Source organism: Lysinibacillus mangiferihumi (assembly GCF_003049665.1).
In the GTDB taxonomy this organism is placed as follows: Bacteria; Bacillota; Bacilli; order Bacillales_A; family Planococcaceae; genus Lysinibacillus; species Lysinibacillus mangiferihumi.
Window position 1 is genome coordinate 1 of sequence record NZ_PYWM01000009.1, and the last position, 19,763, is coordinate 19,763.

The 19,763-nt window shown below is 34.2% G+C and carries 22 protein-coding genes and 2 pseudogenes; 16 read left to right on the forward strand and 8 right to left on the reverse strand.

Features of this window, described 5'->3' with window-relative positions:
* Positions 1-726: hypothetical protein (locus C9J37_RS10315; protein ID WP_107895268.1), on the forward strand; the 726-nt coding region annotated here is incomplete at its 5' end.
* A 46-nt stretch (positions 727-772) separates the two neighbouring features.
* Here C9J37_RS10315 and C9J37_RS10320 read toward each other — a convergent pair.
* Positions 773-1,567, reverse strand: a complete 795-nt coding sequence (locus C9J37_RS10320) for an enoyl-CoA hydratase/isomerase family protein (protein WP_107895269.1) — start codon at positions 1,565-1,567, stop codon at positions 773-775.
* Between the two features lie 356 nt (positions 1,568-1,923).
* On the opposite strand from C9J37_RS10320, the gene C9J37_RS10325 reads away from it, so the two are divergent.
* On the forward strand, positions 1,924-2,799 hold the full coding sequence (locus C9J37_RS10325) for a tyrosine-type recombinase/integrase (RefSeq protein WP_107895270.1): 876 nt from the start codon (positions 1,924-1,926) through the stop codon (positions 2,797-2,799).
* A 44-nt stretch (positions 2,800-2,843) separates the two neighbouring features.
* On the opposite strand, the pseudogene C9J37_RS28925 reads toward C9J37_RS10325, so the two are convergent.
* Both C9J37_RS28925 and C9J37_RS28930 read right to left on the reverse strand, forming a co-directional pair.
* Positions 2,844-3,379 (reverse strand): annotated as a pseudogene (locus tag C9J37_RS28925) (transglutaminase-like domain-containing protein).
* Positions 3,380-3,499: 120 nt separating this feature from the next.
* Entirely contained in the window at positions 3,500-3,667 is a 168-nt protein-coding gene (locus C9J37_RS28930; protein WP_235617078.1) for a transglutaminase N-terminal domain-containing protein, read from the reverse strand.
* Positions 3,668-4,110: 443 nt separating this feature from the next.
* Here C9J37_RS28930 and C9J37_RS29645 point away from each other — a divergent pair, with 443 nt between their 5' ends.
* Both C9J37_RS29645 and C9J37_RS10345 read left to right on the forward strand, forming a co-directional pair.
* Positions 4,111-4,467 (forward strand): MerR family transcriptional regulator, encoded by a 357-nt coding sequence (locus tag C9J37_RS29645; RefSeq protein WP_407656240.1) that lies wholly within the window; start codon positions 4,111-4,113, stop codon positions 4,465-4,467.
* A gap of 11 nt (positions 4,468-4,478) precedes the next feature.
* A complete protein-coding gene (locus C9J37_RS10345) occupies positions 4,479-5,381 on the forward strand; it encodes a DUF2268 domain-containing putative Zn-dependent protease (RefSeq protein ID WP_137067793.1) in 903 nt (300 codons plus the stop codon).
* 197 nt (positions 5,382-5,578) lie between these two features.
* Here the strand turns inward: C9J37_RS10345 and C9J37_RS10350 are convergent, their stop codons facing one another.
* Positions 5,579-6,016 carry an alpha-E domain-containing protein gene (locus C9J37_RS10350; protein WP_107895274.1) on the reverse strand — a complete coding sequence of 146 codons (438 nt, stop codon included), beginning with the start codon at positions 6,014-6,016 and terminating at the stop codon, positions 5,579-5,581.
* Positions 5,970-7,389: pseudogene (locus C9J37_RS10355) on the reverse strand (circularly permuted type 2 ATP-grasp protein). The gene C9J37_RS10350 and the pseudogene C9J37_RS10355 overlap by 47 nt, the downstream one beginning before the upstream one ends.
* A 79-nt stretch (positions 7,390-7,468) precedes the next feature.
* On the opposite strand from C9J37_RS10355, the gene C9J37_RS10360 reads away from it, so the two are divergent.
* A complete protein-coding gene (locus C9J37_RS10360; protein WP_107895275.1) occupies positions 7,469-7,882 on the forward strand; it encodes a hypothetical protein in 414 nt (137 codons plus the stop codon).
* A 332-nt stretch (positions 7,883-8,214) separates the two neighbouring features.
* Positions 8,215-9,171 (forward strand): tyrosine recombinase XerC, encoded by a 957-nt coding sequence (locus tag C9J37_RS10365; RefSeq protein WP_107895276.1) that lies wholly within the window; start codon positions 8,215-8,217, stop codon positions 9,169-9,171.
* Positions 9,172-9,534: 363 nt separating this feature from the next.
* Here the strand turns inward: C9J37_RS10365 and C9J37_RS10370 are convergent, their stop codons facing one another.
* Complete coding sequence (locus C9J37_RS10370; RefSeq protein WP_167397294.1) at positions 9,535-10,716, reverse strand: MFS transporter; 1,182 nt, start codon at positions 10,714-10,716, stop codon at positions 9,535-9,537.
* 411 nt (positions 10,717-11,127) lie between these two features.
* Between C9J37_RS10370 and C9J37_RS10375 the strand changes: the two genes are divergently transcribed.
* The 9 genes from C9J37_RS10375 (at position 11,128) to C9J37_RS10410 (ending at position 17,185) form a co-directional block, all read left to right on the forward strand.
* Positions 11,128-11,718, forward strand: a complete 591-nt coding sequence (locus tag C9J37_RS10375) for a hypothetical protein (protein WP_107895278.1) — start codon at positions 11,128-11,130, stop codon at positions 11,716-11,718.
* 231 nt (positions 11,719-11,949) lie between these two features.
* Positions 11,950-12,453, forward strand: a complete 504-nt coding sequence (locus C9J37_RS10380; protein ID WP_201262157.1) for a DinB family protein — start codon at positions 11,950-11,952, stop codon at positions 12,451-12,453.
* A 320-nt stretch (positions 12,454-12,773) separates the two neighbouring features.
* Positions 12,774-12,923 (forward strand): hypothetical protein, encoded by a 150-nt coding sequence (locus tag C9J37_RS10385; RefSeq protein ID WP_054767743.1) that lies wholly within the window; start codon positions 12,774-12,776, stop codon positions 12,921-12,923.
* Between the two features lie 200 nt (positions 12,924-13,123).
* Positions 13,124-13,279: a transcriptional regulator gene (locus C9J37_RS10390; protein WP_107895279.1), complete on the forward strand. Its 156-nt coding sequence runs from the start codon at positions 13,124-13,126 to the stop codon at positions 13,277-13,279.
* Entirely contained in the window at positions 13,276-13,446 is a 171-nt protein-coding gene (locus tag C9J37_RS10395; protein ID WP_024361699.1) for a hypothetical protein, read from the forward strand. The genes C9J37_RS10390 and C9J37_RS10395 overlap by 4 nt, the downstream gene beginning before the upstream one ends.
* 359 nt (positions 13,447-13,805) lie before the next feature.
* Positions 13,806-15,527: a sensor domain-containing protein gene (locus C9J37_RS10400; protein ID WP_107895280.1), complete on the forward strand. Its 1,722-nt coding sequence runs from the start codon at positions 13,806-13,808 to the stop codon at positions 15,525-15,527.
* A gap of 307 nt (positions 15,528-15,834) precedes the next feature.
* Entirely contained in the window at positions 15,835-16,347 is a 513-nt protein-coding gene (locus tag C9J37_RS10405) for a GNAT family N-acetyltransferase (protein ID WP_235617079.1), read from the forward strand.
* A 96-nt stretch (positions 16,348-16,443) separates the two neighbouring features.
* Complete coding sequence (locus tag C9J37_RS29650) at positions 16,444-16,767, forward strand: DUF6946 family protein (protein ID WP_407656238.1); 324 nt, start codon at positions 16,444-16,446, stop codon at positions 16,765-16,767.
* Positions 16,682-17,185 (forward strand): MFS transporter, encoded by a 504-nt coding sequence (locus tag C9J37_RS10410; RefSeq protein WP_107895282.1) that lies wholly within the window; start codon positions 16,682-16,684, stop codon positions 17,183-17,185. Before C9J37_RS29650 ends, C9J37_RS10410 begins: the two co-directional genes overlap by 86 nt.
* A gap of 449 nt (positions 17,186-17,634) precedes the next feature.
* Here C9J37_RS10410 and C9J37_RS10415 read toward each other — a convergent pair whose 3' ends face one another.
* Positions 17,635-17,850, reverse strand: a complete 216-nt coding sequence (locus tag C9J37_RS10415) for a gamma-type small acid-soluble spore protein (protein WP_024361713.1) — start codon at positions 17,848-17,850, stop codon at positions 17,635-17,637.
* Positions 17,851-17,907: 57 nt separating this feature from the next.
* The gene (locus C9J37_RS10420; protein WP_107895283.1) at positions 17,908-18,675 is read right to left on the reverse strand and encodes a class I SAM-dependent methyltransferase; all 768 of its coding nucleotides are present in this window, start codon (positions 18,673-18,675) and stop codon (positions 17,908-17,910) included.
* Positions 18,676-19,001: 326 nt separating this feature from the next.
* On the opposite strand from C9J37_RS10420, the gene C9J37_RS10425 reads away from it, so the two are divergent.
* On the forward strand, positions 19,002-19,526 hold the full coding sequence (locus C9J37_RS10425) for a pyridoxamine 5'-phosphate oxidase family protein (protein ID WP_038509643.1): 525 nt from the start codon (positions 19,002-19,004) through the stop codon (positions 19,524-19,526).
* Positions 19,527-19,763: the final 237 nt, after the last annotated feature.

Sequence of the window (19,763 nt, forward strand, 5' to 3'; positions counted from 1 at the left end):
ATTATCGATGACGGTTTACTCATTGTCAATGGCGTGAAAGTAGCAGGGATTTCTGCGAAGTTTGAAAAAAATACGATAACTGCTGTTCGACGTGCGATTTTTTCAGAAGAAGCGCATCGTGAAGAAGTCGTCAAAGCTCTTGATACATATCATGTTCAATCTATATTACTGATTGGTACGTCGGATAAAATGACGAACAATATTGCCAAGCGTTTGGGACTGGGGCCGATTGAAACGTATTATTATGTTGAGGACATTCGCTCCCAAAAGGAAATCCAAAAGGCGCGATTTATTCGCCAAACGCAAGGAAAGCATGTCATGCCAATACCGTACCGTCAAGTCGAGCAAAATTTCTTTAAACGACTGGTGCAAAAAGGGAAGGAAATTTTCACACCTAAACGCGAAAAAATCGGTGAAACAACCATTGTGCGTCCTGACTTCCAACAAGAATATATTGAAATAGAGAAGCAAGTCTATGTGCAATTACTAACCTATACTTGTAAACAGCAAGATATTGTGCAAAAAGTAGAACAAATACAGTTTAGCCTTGGAGAGCGGGCAAAGGTCATCATTTCTTTGCAATTAAAGATGCCGATCGATTATTCATTGCCTCATCGCTTATATCAGTTACAAGAAGACGTACAACATTCTTTTTACCAGCATTTTGGCTACGAACTAGATGTTATCAATGTTCAAGTGCACTCTGTTGTACAAAAACGAAAATAAAAAACAGGTACTCCAGTCGCAGTAGGGCGAGTGAGTACCTGTTTTTCTATTTTGATGCGCGTGTAAATTGAGGTTGACGCTTTTCAACAAAGGCGCGGCAGCCTTCTGTAAAATCACTACCTACAAATGGGGTAGAACCTTGCCATAATGTTGGCACACTATCGACACATTCTTGTACTGATTGTTTTACAGCGAGTAAAGATTCTGGTGACATACCAGCTACCAGCTTGCCCATTCGAATCATAAATTTATTTAAATCTTTCTCAGCGACTAAATAGTTCAGCATACCCAGTTTAAAGGCTTCATCGGCTTTAAACATACGACCTGTAAATACCAAATCCTTCGTTGTAGAAGGGCCAACAAGTTGGACAAGACGCTGGGCAAATTTATTGTTTAATGTGATGCCCAATTTGCCTACAGGAATGCCTAGTTTTGCTTTTTCAGAGCCGATGCGAATATCACATGCTAAAGCAAGTTCTAACCCTGCTCCCATTGCAGGACCGTTAATAACCCCAATTGTTGGAATCGGCAAACGTTCAATCGTTGATATTGTTTTTTCCATATGTAGAAAAGCTTCTTCTGCCTTTTCCAAAGAAATAGCGTTGAATTCCTTAATATCAGAGCCTGCTGTAAAATTCTCACCAGATCCTCGTAAAATGAGCACTTTATTTTTAGCATTATCTAACACTTTTAGTGCAATTTTAGCTAATTCATCCCACATATTTGCGGTAAGCGCATTTTTCGCCTGTGGTCGATGGATCGTAATAATTGCGAGTCCAGCCGTTTCTTGATAAATAATTTTCGCATCCTCAGCCTCAAGACGAGTTGTTCTTACTTGCATAATTGAAAAGCCCCCTACATTTAAGTTGATACTTATATTATATAACACAAAGAGCAATAAACACTAAATAATACGAATTTTCATGTTTTTTCAACCTGTTACACAAGATTAATGGCATTTTATAGAGATTGTACTACAACAGATGATTGCTATTGTAATAAAGCAAAAGATATGAGAAACTACTATAGGAACATTCGTTTCTTTATTTAGTAAGGAGCGTTTTGTTCCTAAAGATAAGTCTAATTGACAATTACAGATTATCCGACACTACTTTAATTAATATAAATTATGCTTTACGCACCATAAATATTATAAAATAAAACTATCACACGCACAGTAAACAAGGAGGGCGCATGATGGTACCATTAAAGGAAGCATGGCAAAGTTATTTATTACTATTAAATTCTTTAAAGAAAAGTACTGCTACAAAGAAACAATACAACCTTGATGGACAGCAATTTTTAGCTTTTGCAAGTGAACAAAATGTACAAATGGTGGATAAACAATTTAAAGAATTATTATTTAAATATAGTAATTATCTAAAAGAAAACTATGAAAATGTTAATACTTTTAATCGGAAAATAGCGTCACTCCGTAGTTTTGTAGACTTTGTATTTTTGCGAGAATGGGTTGAACCGTTTGATTATGAAAGCATTTTACAGCCAAAAAAGAGGGGCAAGGATTCCTTAAAAGTGCTGACAAAAGAGCAATTGTTAAACATTTTAGAAGTATGGCCGACCTATTTTCAATATGCAAAAACACCTGAGCATGCGTGGCTTGCAAGACGGAATGGTTGTATTGTACAAATGTTTATCGAAACTGGTTGCAAGCCTGCTGAACTTGTCCGTATGAAATGGGGACATCTTGAGATTCCATCATCACATATTTCGATTTCAAATCAGAATGGCAGAAGAGAGATGAGACTTTCACCTATTTTGATGGAAATGTTACAGCATTATAAAAATGCGACGGAGGATATACATCAAGGGAATGTAGGGGAATGGCTTTGGGTCAGTGAAACAAGTCTTACTAAATCGATCACGACAAAAACAATTGAACGGATTTTTCAAACACTATCAAAAGATATTGGCACAATTGTACGAGCGACAGATGTTCGTTACACGGTGCTACAGAGGGCGTTACAAAGTGAGGAAACGGTTGAAAACATACAACAAAAAATGGGTTATGTTCGAAAATGGGTATTAACAGAACGAGGACAACGTTTTAAGTAAGTGTGCAGCAATTGTCCCTCAAGCACAAATTGCTGCACTTCTTATTAAAAATGCGTTAACGCTTTTACTTGAACTTTTACCGTTAAATCATGTTTACCACCTGTATAGACGCCTTGGACAGGGCTAATATCGGTATAGTCACGTCCGATACATAAAATAATGTGATTTTCTAGTACTTCCACATTATTGGTTGGATCTAACCCAATCCAACCAATACCAGGAATCATCACTTCAACCCAGGCATGTGTTGCTATATCTCCGATTAAACCTGAATTTTCATCGACATATAAATAACCGCTTACATAGCGAGCATAACTTGGGTGAAATCTTGACAAACTCCTCGTTTTAAGTCAAAGGCTTGGCTTGCAGTTGTCGTGACATTCGTTGCTGTTGGATCATACTCAAATGTTGAGTATAAATATTGCATTAAATTAAGCGAAAATAGCACTGGATTTTCTGCGTGACCAATCGCATGAAACACTTCTTCTATCTGAGCATCTGTCATATACGTAAAGCTAGTTGATTTTAAATAGGGCAAATAATGTTCATAAAAGAGCTGTGAATGAAAAATCGTCTGCATTTCGGGTGAATATTGAATGCGATGAATAAATGGTGCACGGTGTATACTAACGATGGATGTTTTTTCTATTTCTAGTACTTGATGTTGCTCAGGGATATAAAATGTACCGACTGTATTCCCTCAAATATCTGCATGCTCACGCGTTAGTGAAGATGGTGAAATCGCGATACGGTAAGACAGCAAGCATTGACGCTCATCACCCCGAGGCTTCAAGCGGATAGTATTCAAGCTTTGATCGACTTCAGATTCATATTGAAAAATATTTGTATGTTGAATTTCAAATTTCATCGTGTCCGCTTCCTTTTGATTACTGACTTGCGTGTTGAAAGGGAGCTGTAAGTGGTTCCTTTCAAACTTGTAGGCTGGGTTCATATAAATGATAAATTGCTGAAAATGTATGACCAAAATCAATACATTGACACAATCTTTCCTCCATTGAAAATATAGCTTCCTCTAAGGAAGATGTTGATAAATCAAGCTCACTAATGGCACTTAACAAAGCTTTTAACGGTGTATTAAGTGCTACAAATCGAGCTGTTAGATGGTCTTTTTCAATATGGGGTCCTACCAACAAAAAGCGCAAAACATACGCTAAGCAAATTCCGACATTAAAAAAGCCGAGTTTTCCTACGCTAAGGAAATTCGGTTTTCTTTTTGTACAAGCTAAGCTTTTTTAATTTGACATTAACGTTGCGTAATACTTTAACCTTGGAATATGGAGGTGAATTACGCTGTTTAAAACGGGGGAAGTTTATAAAAGGACGGGACTTACTGAACGTTCTATACGATACTATTCTAATTTAGATTTATTGAACGCAAAGAAGAATGACAATGGTCAGTTGGTTTTATGCAAGTCAGACTTAGAAAAAATTGTGCAAATCCTCGCTGCAAAAATAATAGGTTATAAACTTAAAGATTTAACAGACCGACAACCTTCATTAACCTTTATTAAAAAAGACATGACTCAATTGATTGCAGACCTAGAAAATATATTATTTCATTTGGACTTAGCTGATTCCGAAGAAAATCTTATGAAAAATATAAAGTTACTTCAAAACTACAATACTAAATATTTGCGAAAGAGATGATTGAAATGAGCATGACCTATAAATTAATTAACACATACGAACAATACGAGAAATTACTTGCAATTACGGATTTAGAAGAGAGAAAAGACTATTTTCGTTATACGATGATGGCGCCATTTATGGACATGTGGAATTTAATAAATGTTCCTATTAAAGCAAAACAAGAAAATGGCTATGACGTATTAATGGCTACCAAAATGTTAGGTTATGCAGATATTTCTAACGATAAACAAATTCAACAGGGTCTATCCATCTTAAAAGATAATAACGCGTTTGTAGTAGCAGAGAATACTATCAAAACCTGTATAGAAAACGCTAATAAGACAGGTTTGAAAGTGAACGCCGAAGAAATAAAATTTGGATTGTATGTCGCAGATCCAGATAAATTAAAACTTCAAAAGGGATATACAGGATTTGGTGGTATTCCTGGGTTTATTACTGTGAATATTTATCCAAATGATTATAATTTGCCTAAAATTCCTGCTGTTATTGCTCATGAGTTCCATCATAATATTCGTTTTTCTTATTTTGATTGGGATCATGGAAATGTAACAGTGGGAGATTATCTTGTCATAGAAGGCTTAGCAGATTCATTTGCAAAAGAACTTTACGGAACAGAACATCTGGGACCTTGGGTGACTAGTATGGACAAAGACGATTTAGAGTATTCGATCTATGTTATCGGAGAAGCTTTAGATATAAAAGGGTTTGCTGAGGTAAGTAGCTATATGTTTGGTGATGAGATTGCCAAACAAGAAGGATATCAACCTGTAGGTCTTTCTTTTTGTGCTGGTTATGCAGTAGGATATGAGGTTGTTCAATCTTTCATGAAAAAGAATAATAAAACGATATATGAAACAACGTTAATTTCTAGTGAGGAGATCATTAATGGATCTGGCTTATTTTCTTCTTGATAGAGTAAATGCTTTAGTTGAAATAAGTGGAAAATAAATTTCCAATCAATAAGGGCATGTTTTTAAATCTTTTTTTAACACATGCTCCTCATTTGTTTGCTTTTATCTTTTTTTGATCTTCTAAAGCAGCTGATGATATTAGATTAAGAAGGATGTTTGGATTTTGAAAAATTCGATAATTGTAGATGTGCAGAAAGTCATGTCTTACGTACACTGTGTAAAAAATAATTTAGGGATATTAACGGAAATGGCCGCTTCTGCACCGTTACTTCTTGCTGCATATATAAATAAAAGGCATTGTGTAATTCCCAAAGCTCAATAGGGATACTATCCCGTGTTATTCGTGCATTTTCTCGAATGGCGCGCAAAGTTGCATGCAAAGCGTTGCTATTATTCTCAGAGAACAATAAGTACTCAATAAGAGGATTCACTCGAATGACTTCATAACATGGTAAAAATTCTTCTTTGGAAGCACAAATATCTAAAATAGCTTCCCAATGGTCGAGATAATCATGTTCTTTACCAGATTGCTCCAGCATATTCAACAGCTGTACTTGTAATATATGTGCATTTGTTTCTGTGCGTTCACTATATCTTGCCATCCAATATAGTGCGTCTGCTACTCGACTTAGCATGCGGCAATTCCTCCTTTAATATCCACGTATCTTTTGCTCCGCCTCCTTGTGAGGAATTTACGACTAACGATCCTTCTTTTAGCGCAACACGAGATAACCCACCTGGAAGGACAAATACCTCATCACCTGTAATGACATATACACGCAAATCGACATGACAAGGATAGAATTTACCATTCTGATAGGCAGGTGCACGTGATAACTGAATGGTCGGTTGTGCTATATATTGATTTGGTTGGTTTACTATTTTTTGTCGGAAGCTAGCGATTTCTTCAGCACTGGCATGTGGACCAATCAGCATATCGTAGCCACCTGAGGCACTTACATTTTTTATAACAAGCTCGTGTAAATGTTTTAGTACCCATGCCCGCTGATTTTCATCATCAAGATGGTAGGTTGTGACATTTTCTAATATAGGATCTTCATTTAAATAAAAACGAATCATATCTGGGACATAGGCATACATCGCTTTATCATCTGCGACACCGTTGCCCACTGCATTTAGTATTGCAATATTTCCTGCCTTATAAGCCTCTATTAAATAGGGCACGCCAAGTAAAGAATCTTCTCGAAAGGCAGTAGGATCTAAAAAGTCATCATCAATGCGGCGATAGATAATATCGATTTGCTCTAATCCGTAAATTGTTTTTTTATAGACTTTTAAATTTTGCACAATTAAATCGCGTCCTTCTACTAGCTGAATATTTAGTTGTTGCGCTAAAAAGACATGGTCGTAATAGGCTGAATTATACATACCGGCAGTTAAAAGGACGGCTTTCGGTTCAACATGAGCCCTTAAATTTCGTGGTCGATGTGAAAGTAGCGCTTTTTTCATATGGGCCATTTGTTTTTCAAGGGATTGAATCGTATGTTTGGAAAAAAATTCAGGATACACTTCCTTCATAACATAACGATTTTGGAATACGTATGAAATGCGGGAAGGATTACGTAAATTATCTTCCAATACGCGATAAACACCATTATTATCACGAATTACATCAATGCCAGCTAAAAAAATATGATTATTTATTGGTACTTGAACACCCAACATTTCTCGACAATAATATGGATTTTGTTCGATAAGATTTTTGGGAATAATTCCGGCTGTTACAATTAACTGTTCATTATAAATATCATGTAAAAAACAATTCAACGCTTTAATACGTCGTTTCATACCTGTCTCAATCATCTTCCATTGTGCATGCGGGATAATAATCGGTACTAAGGAAGCTCGATTGGGCTTGCTGGTATTTTTCTTCTAGCTGTTCTTGTGAAAAAGCACTTAGCTTACGATGGAAGGAGCGATAATGCGGTTTCGGCTGGTCACCATCTAACATTTCATCAAAAAAAGAACCCGAATCATATAATTTCATCCTGTGAACCGCCTCCAAATTTAAGGAATAGTCAAAACATGTTACACTATAAAGAATACATAAAAGGAGCTAGTAAAAAATGATAAACATTAACTTAATGCAAGCTTATGAGTTAGACAAGCTATCGAAACTTGGTATATCTGACAAGGAAATCTTACAGACATTGAGAACTGGGGAAGTATCGTCATGGTGTACAAAGGAACCGAACTATGAATTTAAAGAAACGCTGGCTCTTTATCAAGAAGGGGAGCAACAATTTTTAGACGCGCTGCATGGTAATTATCGAATAAAATATGTAACATTACCTGGCATTCAACGTTTACTACATCTTCGCTTTCAATTAGAAGAAACGAAGGACTTTCGATTGGCAGAAGCAGGTATTCAGGATTTGGTGTGCGACAAAGCCATAATCTCGAAGCTTCTTACCATGTTATCGACGAACTGGAAAATTACACAACAAATGGATGGCACATATAGAATTTTCGCTATTTAACTACAAATAACCAAATAATTCCACATGCGTTGTGAGGCGAATTGACTTGTACCATTACCCATTGAATCATTTTTCGATTCGTCTCAGCGCATAGTAGTATACTAGAGTTTAATATTCATTTTGCGAGGCGTTTATGCATAAATAAATAGACCTTGCAAAAAAATTTCAAAAAAAGATGATTTTTTAATACGTAGAAAATCATCTTTTTTAATTACCAAAATAAGAACATATGTTCAATAAAGGGGAAAAGGGCATTTTTTTATCAATAATGTTCCCAAATTTATATTTGGGAACGTTTTTTATGGTAAAATAGAGAAAATAGAGGTGATTTTATGCAAAAGAATCCACAACCTAAAATATTGAAAGACTTCTTAGTGTACTTAACAACAATCAAAGGAAAGTCCCAACGCACTCGAAAAGAATATGAATACGATCTCACTTTATTCTTTCGTTTTCATTTAGCTATGCAAAATGATATAGATATCGCGCAATTAAACGAAGTCGATATTGCTACTATTACAATAGAAGAAATCCGTGACATCACTTTGGAAGATCTCTATTTATTTATGGAGTATTGTGAAGTACAACGTAAAAATTCTGCTTCCGCAAGAGCCCGTAAAGTCGCTACCTTAAAATCATTTTTCAAATACATTAAAGGAAAACGACGCCTTATAGAAGAAAATCCAGCGGAGGAGTTGGAAACACCAAAGATTGGACGCAGAAAACCGATATACATGAATATGGATGAGGCGACCCAGTTTATTGAGGGTATTCAACTGCATCGCGCATCACCACGGAATTATTGCATGATGATGTTTTTCTTAAATCTTGGTATTCGCGTATCTGAACTGTGCCAACTGAATACTTCATCCTTACAAGGTCGTTATTTGACCGTAATCGGAAAAGGAAATAAAGAGCGTACGGTTTACTTAAATGATAGTTGCATGCAAGCGCTAAATAATTATGAACAGAGTGGGAAAACACCATACAAAGGGGAAGGTGAAGAGCCTCTTTTTGTTTCGCAAAAAGGAACACGTTTTACACGACAAACCGTCGCTAAAATTGTTAAGCAAATCAATAAACAATCGGGTCTACAAAAGGACAGACTTACACCACATAAATTGCGTCATACATCGGCGACAATGATGTATAAAGCTGGGGCAGACATTCGTAGCTTACAGCATATACTAGGACACTCCAGTGTCGCTACAACCCAAATCTATACCCATATTGAAGATGAGCAATTGCAACATGTTTTGGAGAATAATCCTTTTAATATTGTTGATTAATAACTAGCGTAAAAGCATACGAACAAGTAAGATGCATATATACAGAGTAGGGTCTAAATTAGAAAGGGATTACATTTTACTAAAGTCCACAACGAGGAGCCCGATTTCTCCTGCTTGAATACAAAGAGTAATCGGGCTTTATTATGTTCATCCAGTATAAATAACTCTTAATGAAGTAAATATCTTAGTATATTAAATAAAAACGCATTTTATAAACAGACTGCAATGGAGAAATGTTTAAGGCAAAAAATATCATTTTGGATATGAGTTTTTATTGTGGAATGTATCTATGTAATTAAGAGGTGAGGTGATATTGCAAATAAGATTTTAAACTACCGGAACGCAATGGAAAGTATATCTCCCCTATTTATATTTAATTATTGACGTACGGTAACCAATTAGAGCCACAAGTATAATAACAAAACCTGCTAGCGTAAGTGCTGTAGTTGAATTTACATAGCTACCTAACATTCCCCAAAAAAGTACTCCTACAGGTGATAATAGTGATGAAATGCTAGCAATTCCTAGTATACGACTACGGTAATCTTCAGGTACTTCAAATAACACAGTAGTTGAAATAGTACTAGTTATAGCAAAGAAAAAACCAATAAAATAGAAAATAGTATAAAGGGTCCATTGATTTTGATCAAGGTAAAGCAATGTAAAAAGAATTCCTCCAAAAAGTAAGCTGTTTATATATAAAATCCCACGACTTTTGGTAATTTTGAACAGGCTAAGTAGAAAAGTAGCTGTAAGGGAGCCGATAGAAAATACAGTTAGAACTGTTCCATATATACTTGATGAAAGATTTAACTCATTCTGAATTAAATTAGCAAGGTTAACATTATAACTTACTACTGCTAGATTTGCTAAAGTAATTAAAGAAGTGGACCAAAAAATAATTTTATTGGTATAAAAATAAATTATTCCATTTTTAACTTGGCTAATAAATGGTTCATGTTGTACTATCGAATCAGTTTTTTTGGTTTCTGGAATAAAAATGGTTAAAATTGTAGCAAGTAAAAATGTAATACTGTTAAATATAATAAATTCACTAAAATTAAAATAGATAATACAATAGCCAGCCAATGAAGGAGCCATGATAGAAACAATTCTAAATATCGTTTCATTCATAGATGCAGCTTTCGTCAAATCTTTTCCTTGCATTAAAGCGGGAATCATTCCTCCATATATTGGTCTAAATACCGCATCCAATATAGAGATTAAAAGCGTTAGTATATATATTTCAGTTAAATTGAACGGACGATTTGCTAGCGAAAGCCCCCAAACAAATGTAATGAAAAAGCGAATAAAGTCCAGCCATATCAATAATTTTTTTTTCGATACCCGATCACCAATTACCCCAGCAGCTATAGAAAATATAATCTTAGGAAGCATTCCTACAAAAAGTATAGTTCCTAATATAAATGGAGATTTAGTCTGCTCAATAACATACCATACTAATGCAATATGATAAACTGTTCCACCAATACTAGAAATCCCTTGTCCTAGCCATAGGTATATTATAGGTGGTATATTTTTCATTTCAGTCATCCTCCTTTTAGCAATATTTGTGTAAGTAGGGAAATTAATTTGACTTAACCGCCTATGCTAAAATTTACCGAGAACAATTAACTGATTTTCATCTGATTACTTAGTCCAATATTAAGAATTGATTTTCTTCTTTCATTCGATATTTTTCACCTATATTGTAACAGTATAATAGCAAATTTACATTAATTTTCTTGCTTTCCTAAAAAACCATAATTTTGACAAATGAAATATTGATAATATAAAAAGAGTTATTTTGCATATGGGAAATTTAACTTCGATTGGGAAAAAGTCGATAGATATTTATTTAGAACAAGACCTATAAATCAAAATTCAATTCTTAATGGGGTATATTATCAAGAATTTGGGAGTAAAGAAGTAATTCCATGGGATTCGTATCAACCCGTGTTACCACCATTTGTTAAAAAACCATTTTTAAATTCATTTGTCGCTTTACATGCAGGAGCCGTTAAACATTATAATAATCAAGCCTTATTATTCGTTGGTAGTAGAGCAAGTGGAAAAACAACCAGTACATTAGAATTAGTTAACTCTAATCATGATTTTGAATTATTGACTGATGAGACCATGTTTTGCAGAAAAAGAAGTATATATGTAGAGCCATTTCCTAGATTAGTACTACCTCGATATGATAATAATGGTAATATTGTAAAAAGAGAGTTACCGGCAACTGAAGCATTTTGTAAAATTGCAAACTCAGGAGCAATAGTCAGCCATATTTTTTATTTAAAACCAGAAGAAAATTCACAAAAACCATTAATAAATGAGATTTCAAATGAGGAGTCTTACAGATATTTAGTTGAACATTATCAGTATGCGGGGACAGAATTTAAAGAAAGTTTATTAACATTATATCGGATTTCAGAATATGCTAAAGCAAGTATAGTTAGTTATAATACCTATCATGAGTTAAAAGAAATAATAAAAACTATTCCTCAATATATAAAAAAAACTCAGAAGGATTATTATACTTAATAAATAAAAAAGAAGAATTTAGAAGTAAAGACTCGATTAAAGAGAATAGAATGTTATGATGATATTTTAAAATCTAGATATTCGAGTATCCGAACTGTATCAACTCAATAAATCATCCATACAAGGACGATATTTGACTATTTAAGGAAAGAGAAAAAGAGCACACAGATTATTTGAATAATAGTTCTATCCAAGAGCTAAATAATTCTGAACATAAAAAGGGGAAAATATATGATTTCAACATATCTTGAACAATTAAGTACTACGAGAGAACAACTATTAAAGTCAATAGAAGTATTGAACGATGCACAATTTAATCAAAAACCTGATGCAAACAGATGGAGCATTGCTCAAATATGTCATCATTTAGTGCTAGTAGAAACTTCAACAATGAAGGCCATTTCATGGGGGGTAGCCTCTCAAGAAAATACCAATCCTGAACGGATCAATGTCGAGCTAATGAGAGATAGAACAAAGAAGCTCGCAGCACCCAAAATTGTGGAACCGACAGAGGAAGCATTTGCTGTCCAGCAAATGGTGACATTATTATATGAAACAAGAGCGAAACTAAAGACATTTTTGCTTCAACTAGAAGAGCCATCCTTACTTGCTAAAAAAGCTGTGAATCACCCAGCCTTCGGACCATTGCCACTCAATCAATGGATTGAGCAAGTGTATTTGCATGAACAACGACACATTGAACAAATACATGAAATGAAAGGTATTGTCATTTAACTTGGACTAGGAGTTACGATGAAGAAAAGAAAACTAAAGCAGATTATGAAAAACAATTTGAAAGAACTAAGAAATTGTGTGTTAACAGAAATAATTTGGAATATCATTCTATGGATTCCGAGACAAATTTTTCGTTTACTAAAAAATATACTATAAAATTGTATCGAAACCCGAGTTCTGACGTTGATTACGCAGAAGTCGGGCTTTTTTAATTTACAATTCGTTATGAATATTTACTTGACGAACAACATAATCTGTTATATATTAAATAAAAATAAAAACAACTGTTATAAAACAGTTTGTGTCAGGAGGAATCGGATATGTCAAAGTATCGAGATGGTTATGAGTTTTATTGTGAAATGTGTGAACGTTATGGGCTAGAGCCAATTTCATTCCGTTATTATATTATTCAATTATCACAGGAACAACTTTCAGCTTATAATATGCAAGCGAAACAACTTGGAATTTAAAATAATCGCTACAAAGGATGTGGTTATAACGGACGCCAAATTGAATAGTTTATGAAAAGCCCAGCCATACTAAATACATGGACTGGGCTTTGATTAATATGAAAGAAATTTCAGAAATATTATTGACTTGAGTCGATAACTGTTATATATTATTTATACAAATAAACAACTGTTATAGTACAAAGAGAAGAGGAAAATGGATGGCACATTATAGAGAAGGTTATGAGTTATATTGTAAAAAATGCGAGCAGTTTAATTTAGAGCCTATTAATTTTTATTATTTTATGAATAAGTTATCTCAGGAGCAATTAGAGTTCTACAATGAAGCAGCACACGAAAGGAAGTTATTGGCATGACGGACTATCGACAAGGATATGAATTTTACAGACAAATATGTGATCAACATGGATTAGAGCCAATAAACTTTCACTACTATATATTAAACTTATCACAAGAACAACTGGATGCTTACAATGAACAAGCAAAAATCGTGGGAGGTCAAATTGAATATGAAGTCTCTTAACATGTAAAAATGCCTTGCTGCCAGCTGCGACAGTAAGGCATTTTTAATTTTTTAAAAGTATCGATTTTATTGTTTTAAAGGTAAATAGTATAACGATAGTTTTAATAGTAGGACAAATGTAATTATTGAGATTGGTAAATTGTCGAATGAAGTGCGTTTAAAGTCATTCTTTTTTGTCTAATTTATTGAAATCTATAAAATTAGATAATTGTAGATTTTATATTTGGGTTGAATTAACTGCTTTTCTAAGACTATAATATAATTACATAAAAAAGGGCCAGCTACCACAACTTTATACCTCACTATTATGTAAAGAAAAAGTACTAAACCCTCTTATTTTAATGAACGGAGAATGAAAAATGATGAATATCACGCCTGGTAGTATTAATCAAGTTAACTACAGCCTGAAAGAATTACAAGATATTTTTTCAGCAATGAATAGTTCGATCATTGTTGCCATTACAGATCGGACCGGAAATATAACATTTGTTAATGATCATTTTTGTAAAATCTCGAAATATAAGCGTGAAGAATTAATTGGACAAGATCACCGTTTACTAAACTCAGGTTTCCATCCTAAATCTTTTTTCAGAGAAATGTGGAAAACAATTGGTAAAGGAGATATGTGGAATGGTGAGGTGTGCAATCGCGCTAAAGATGGTAGCTTATACTGGGTGAAAACAACAATCATTCCTTTCCTCGATGATAATAACAAACCTTATCAATATATTGCCATTCGAGTAGATATTACTGCACAAAAGGATATTAAGAAAATTACCCATATTGCTTATCATGATGAATTAACAGGGTTACCAAACCGTCGTAAGTTAGAACAACGTTTAGAAAATGAATTCCATCAATCTCGACGTACAGGTGAGAAGTTTGCGTTATTTTTCATTGATGTGAATCGTTTTAAAAACATAAATGATGGACTTGGCCACATCATCGGTGATATGTTCCTTGTGGAAATGGCAAATCGTATTCGTAATGTAGACTACACATCCAACTCTTTCTATCGCCACAATAGTGATGAATTCGTTATGATATTAAATGATGTTTCACGAATTGAAGAAATGGCAAAAGAAATAATTGGGGTTTTCGATGATAGCTTCATCGTAGACGCATACGAATTTTATGCAAGTATAAGCATTGGTATTAGTGTTTTTCCGGATCATGCCAATACAATAGAAGATTTATTAAAAAATGCTGATATAGCGATGTATGCGGCAAAATCAACTCGAGGCAATCAATATCGACTTTATAGACATAATATGGATGAGGCAAATGATAAGTGGTTACTACTTGAAACCAAACTACACCAAGCATTAAAAAAAGATATACTAGAACTACATTACCAGCCAAAAATCGATTTAAAAACGGATCGAGTTGTTGGGATGGAAGCTTTACTGCGTTGGTACGATCCTGAATTAGGACAAATGCCACCAGATCGTTTTATTCCGTTTGCTGAAGAATGTGGACTTATCAATGATATTGGTGTTTGGGTATTACATAAAGCTTGTGCACAAGTATGTGCATGGAACAAAACATTTCATTCAAATTTAAGCGTTGCTGTCAATATATCACCCATTCATATTAGCACACCTGGTTTTGTTGAAATGGTACGTGATGCCATTGCAGCTACAAAAATCGATCCGCATTTATTAGAAATCGAAATTACAGAGATGAGTATGCTAGACTATACGGAAGATTTAATTAATACTATTGAACAGTTAAGAGCATTAGGGATTACTATTGCGTTAGACGATTTCGGAACAGGCTATTCATCCTTAAATTATTTAAAAAAATTCCCAGTAGATGTGTTAAAAATCGATCGCGCGTTTGTTCGTGATATTTTACCAGAGAAAACAGGGATTGCAATGATTTCCGCAATGATTTCCTTGGCTCATGCTTTAAATCTCCAAGTAGTAGCAGAAGGTGTCGAAGAAGAGGCTGAATTAAATGTACTGCGAGAGCATGGCTGTGATTTCGTACAAGGCTATTACTTTAGCAAACCACTATCGGTGCAAGATTTTACCACAACCATCTTAAATCAATCGCCAACAAGTAAATCTAACTCCTAAATGGGGCTAGATTTATTTTCTTAAATATAGTTTACATAATAATATTATTGTATGAATTGTTGCTGTAAGAAATTCATGGTATAATTTGGTTTTAACAAGTTGCATTCAGGGAAATTGCTTAAACACTTAATCAATTCGCCTTTGCTCTTGCTAAAAGAACGATAGGCGTGCAAACAGCAAGCTGTTATCAGCTAAGATTGCTTGCATTAAATCTAAACAATAATGAAATGGGAGTAGCTGCCAATAATATATACCTATTTTTAAATTTTTGTCTAATAAAGATGTCAAAAATGATAATAGGAGAATCATGATGATTGAATTGAAAACAGCAAGATTAAGAATACTACCACTAAGTGCAAATAATCTAAGATTACTCATTGAGAATCCAAAGAAGTTAGAGCTACAATTATCTCTAATAGAATCAGGTAGTTTTCTAAGTATGGAACTTCAACAAGCTATGGAAATTCGACTTTCTAAGTTACTACGTGATAGGGAAAATTATATTTGGTATACCAATTGGTTCATCGTCTCCCATAGTCAAAATTGTAGTGTTGGAGGAATTATGTTAAAAGGACTTCCAAACAACAATGGTGAAGTCATAATTGGGTATTACACTTTACCTGAATATCAAGGAAACGGCTATATGACGGAAGCACTTGAAACAATGAAAAATTGGTTGTTAAATCAGCCCAGTGTGAAGTGCGTTATTGCTGATACGGAAAAAGACAATATCGCATCCCATAGAGTATTAGAAAAGTCCGGTGCGAAGCTGTATAAAGAAACAGCTACATTATATTATTGGAGATTTATCCAAAATTAATGACTTAAAAAAAGAGCCTTCATATCAAAAAATGAAGACTCTTTTTGCTATTGCGAAATATGAAATGAATTACAAAAATAATAATGAGGTGAGATAATGGGCAATTTTTTTGTACCGTCAAAAGGCATACTGTCGTGGAAAGAATACCTTGCAGATCCTCTAAAGCAATGGAAAAAAGGATGCTCTGCTTTTGAGTTAGCTGTTAGTTGGGAGAATGCGAATAATTTGCCATACACCGTGAACAATGTATTTAAAAATAGTAACATTACTTTATTTCACAATATTGAAGTATTATATGGGTTTCCTGAATACAAGGTAGCTTTACCTGGAGGAAATGCAAACGCTATTTGCAGGAACAATTTTCGGGCTTTTATCTTTATCCAATACCGTTGGCAAGCTTATTCTTGGTGCTATTTTTGATAAGTTTAGAACAACCGGAGGCATTCTTTTTGTAGGCAGTTGTATGACGATTGCGATGGTGTCACTGCTGCTGGCAAACGCTAAGAGTTTTGCGTTCGTATTTGCTATCGCTTACGGCTTCAGTATTGTTATTGCGACAATTGGCCCTCCATTTATGACAGATGATTTATTCGGCAAGAAAGATTTTGGAGCCATTTTCGGTGTTGTCCAAATATTCTTCGTAGCAACGAGTTCACTTGGTGTTATCGTTTCCGGTCTTATCTATGATCTTACACAAAGTTACAAAGTGGCATGGTTCATATTTTTAGGCTTATTTATACTAAGTATGTTTTGTATCTTAATAGCAAATAGTATGAAAAAGAAAAAGCACTCAACTGTTGAAGAAATGGCTATAGAAGAAAGTATGGAAGGTGTTTGATTACGGTTAACTTTAATGAAGAGAGATTCCTCCATTTAAAATAAGTAGTCATTGTACTTATTTTGTTCCATGGGGAGAACTCTCTTTTTATTGTGCATGTATTTCTTACAGAGGAGCAACTTTGAGCTTTCCAAAAAAAATAAATATCGAACTATATTTATATAAATATCAATTAATGTTCGTCTTTTTAAAAGAGAAATGCGCTTTGTTCAGCGGCTGGACAGTTGGGTGATTCTCTAAAACACGAACATTAAAAAGAATTGACTCATTTAGGTATGTAGGAAAGACAGAAAATTGTAACCTTCTCGTTATAGACTTCGTTAGTAAAAATGGCTGGAATTAATGCAAGAAGCGGTGTTAGCCGAGTAATAACAATTCGTTTATTCGTTCAAAAAAGAGTTCGGAAATAGAAAAACCGGCAAAAAAAGATTGCCGGCAAGAGATGATGATTATTTTGAATTGTTTTCGTTTGCAAAACGACCAGAAGCAAATTTTTTATTTGCTTCTGCTTGTTGGATTTGTTGTTTAATTTGATTTATGTCCATTTCATTTCCAAATTCTACATCCATTGCATTCGCTGAACCAGATGCTTGTAATTTGTTCGCTTCTGCTTGTTGAATTTGCTGCTTTACTTGATTAACATCAGTTTTATTTTGATTGTTCATTAAAAATCACCTCCTGACATTAGTTTGTACAGAAGGTGATAATCTATCCTTTATTTTTTAGTTACTTACATTTTGGTGATTATTCTTCAATGTTTTTTTGGCTCTTATAATTAAAAACGAAGGTCGCCGAAATTCTTTGTTTAAATTTGGTAAATTACATACTGCATCTTTAGTTGGTATTGGCTCCACCATTTTTTCGATTTGTAAGCCATGTTCAATAAGAGTATTTACAATAGTTGATAGTGTACGGTGATACTTCACAACATTGTCAACTAACCAATGTTGTGTACGTAAGCCTTCATTCTGATAATTATCTAATGCAAAATAGAGTAGGTTCCCTTCAGCATCTGTTATCCAATTGTCTTTTCCCATATTAGCACTTACAATTGGATGCTCTATTGAAAATAACAAAACTCCACCTTCACATAATGCGGTACTAATCTTTTTTATAAGTAACTGAAAGTCTGCAATATAGTGAAAAGCTAAAGAACTTCCTATAAAATCAATGGTTTCTGCAGGCACTGTCATTTCTTCAAATGCAACCTGTTCAAACAATAGATTGTCATGAACATGATGCTTTTTTGCATGTGCAATCATGTTGGAAGAAATATCAATACCTGTAACGTATTTTGCACCGAGCTCAAGACAATAAGCTGCAAAATCTCCTACACCACATCCGATATCTAATACGATTTTATTTTTAAGTGTCGGTAGTAATGCCAAAAAATTGGGTTGTTCCAATAAAATATTATAGTTATGTTCTCGTGCTCGTATTTCTTGATATTTTCTAAAGAACGTATTGTTATCATATATATTCTGGTTCATTTTACCCTTCTATTCATCACAACGTTATGAAGTATTTGCGCAACCTCATTATCACACGCACTATCTAAAATAAATAGACTTATATTTCATTTTTTGTTAGGATGTAGATAGAGGCATGTCTTCTTTACTAAATCTATAAAAACATATGGAAAGGCAGAAATCCACTTTGATTTCTGCCTTTTATTATTCCCTTATCCAATGGATAGTTGTTGCAATGACCTTCTACATTCGTCAAATTGGATTGTTTAATCACTATAATTTTGGACGTTTTTATTCCATCCAAACGTTGATAAGATTACATAATACTACAAGTAGGAGGGATATCAATGGTTGAGGTACGTTACAAAGTAAGAGAAGTATTAGATCAAAACAAAATTGATATATTTTTGAAGCAAGCTCGAATTGGGTATCTGGGAATGGCTGACGGTCATTTGCCTTATGTTGTTCCACTTAATTTTGTTTGGACAAATGGGCTGCTGTATTTCCACGGAGCTACTGGCGGAAGACGCAATCAAGTTATGGATGAAAATCAGGAAGTCTGCTTTACAGTATGTGAAGAATATGGAACGATTACTGATCCAGTGCCCGCAAAGACGGACACTGCGTATATGAGTGTTATCGTTTTTGGGAAGGCTCAACCCATCACAGATTTGGATGAAGCTACACATATGTTGCAAGAGATGCTAAATAAATATGTACCTGGTTATTATAATCGTCCTTTATCTGAGCAACATGTAGACAAATATCGATCAGCCGTTTTCGGTGGTCCAGTTCAAGTTTATCGGATTGATCCACAACAAATGACCGCGAAAGAAAATCCAATTGAAGTAGGGAAAATGTTTAAAAGTTAAAAACATGTTTCATACACTATATTAAATAATCCATTTAAACGCCACTTCCTATATCCCATAGGTAAGTGGTCTTTTTGATTTAACGAAAACGAGCAGTGCTATTCATGAAATACAATCATACGAAGTAGTGAATGATCAACATTTATGGACTGGTGAAAATTGTGTTTTTGGATGTTTTATTACAGTCCGTTATTCGTTATGCTAAGAGCGTTCAAAAAGGGAAGAGACAAATTGAAA

Bases quoted from the DNA above. Each gene is read 5' to 3' on its own strand.
- C9J37_RS10385 (WP_054767743.1), top strand. From the start codon at position 12,774: ATGTCAAAGTATCGAGATGGTTATGAGTTTTATTGTGAAATGTGTGAA.
- C9J37_RS10320 (WP_107895269.1), bottom strand. From the start codon at position 1,567: ATGCAAGTAAGAACAACTCGTCTTGAGGCTGAGGATGCGAAAATTATT.
- C9J37_RS10405 (WP_235617079.1), top strand. From the start codon at position 15,835: ATGATGATTGAATTGAAAACAGCAAGATTAAGAATACTACCACTAAGT.
- C9J37_RS10390 (WP_107895279.1), top strand. From the start codon at position 13,124: ATGGCACATTATAGAGAAGGTTATGAGTTATATTGTAAAAAATGCGAG.
- C9J37_RS10380 (WP_201262157.1), top strand. From the start codon at position 11,950: ATGATTTCAACATATCTTGAACAATTAAGTACTACGAGAGAACAACTA.
- C9J37_RS10325 (WP_107895270.1), top strand. From the start codon at position 1,924: ATGGTACCATTAAAGGAAGCATGGCAAAGTTATTTATTACTATTAAAT.
- C9J37_RS10365 (WP_107895276.1), top strand. From the start codon at position 8,215: ATGCAAAAGAATCCACAACCTAAAATATTGAAAGACTTCTTAGTGTAC.
- C9J37_RS10395 (WP_024361699.1), top strand. From the start codon at position 13,276: ATGACGGACTATCGACAAGGATATGAATTTTACAGACAAATATGTGAT.
- C9J37_RS10415 (WP_024361713.1), bottom strand. From the start codon at position 17,850: ATGAACAATCAAAATAAAACTGATGTTAATCAAGTAAAGCAGCAAATT.
- C9J37_RS10370 (WP_167397294.1), bottom strand. From the start codon at position 10,716: ATGAAAAATATACCACCTATAATATACCTATGGCTAGGACAAGGGATT.
- C9J37_RS10425 (WP_038509643.1), top strand. From the start codon at position 19,002: ATGGTTGAGGTACGTTACAAAGTAAGAGAAGTATTAGATCAAAACAAA.
- C9J37_RS10420 (WP_107895283.1), bottom strand. From the start codon at position 18,675: ATGAACCAGAATATATATGATAACAATACGTTCTTTAGAAAATATCAA.
- C9J37_RS10400 (WP_107895280.1), top strand. From the start codon at position 13,806: ATGATGAATATCACGCCTGGTAGTATTAATCAAGTTAACTACAGCCTG.
- C9J37_RS10410 (WP_107895282.1), top strand. From the start codon at position 16,682: ATGCAAACGCTATTTGCAGGAACAATTTTCGGGCTTTTATCTTTATCC.
- C9J37_RS29650 (WP_407656238.1), top strand. From the start codon at position 16,444: ATGGGCAATTTTTTTGTACCGTCAAAAGGCATACTGTCGTGGAAAGAA.
- C9J37_RS10360 (WP_107895275.1), top strand. From the start codon at position 7,469: ATGATAAACATTAACTTAATGCAAGCTTATGAGTTAGACAAGCTATCG.
- C9J37_RS28930 (WP_235617078.1), bottom strand. From the start codon at position 3,667: ATGAAATTTGAAATTCAACATACAAATATTTTTCAATATGAATCTGAA.
- C9J37_RS10350 (WP_107895274.1), bottom strand. From the start codon at position 6,016: ATGCTAAGTCGAGTAGCAGACGCACTATATTGGATGGCAAGATATAGT.
- C9J37_RS10345 (WP_137067793.1), top strand. From the start codon at position 4,479: ATGACCTATAAATTAATTAACACATACGAACAATACGAGAAATTACTT.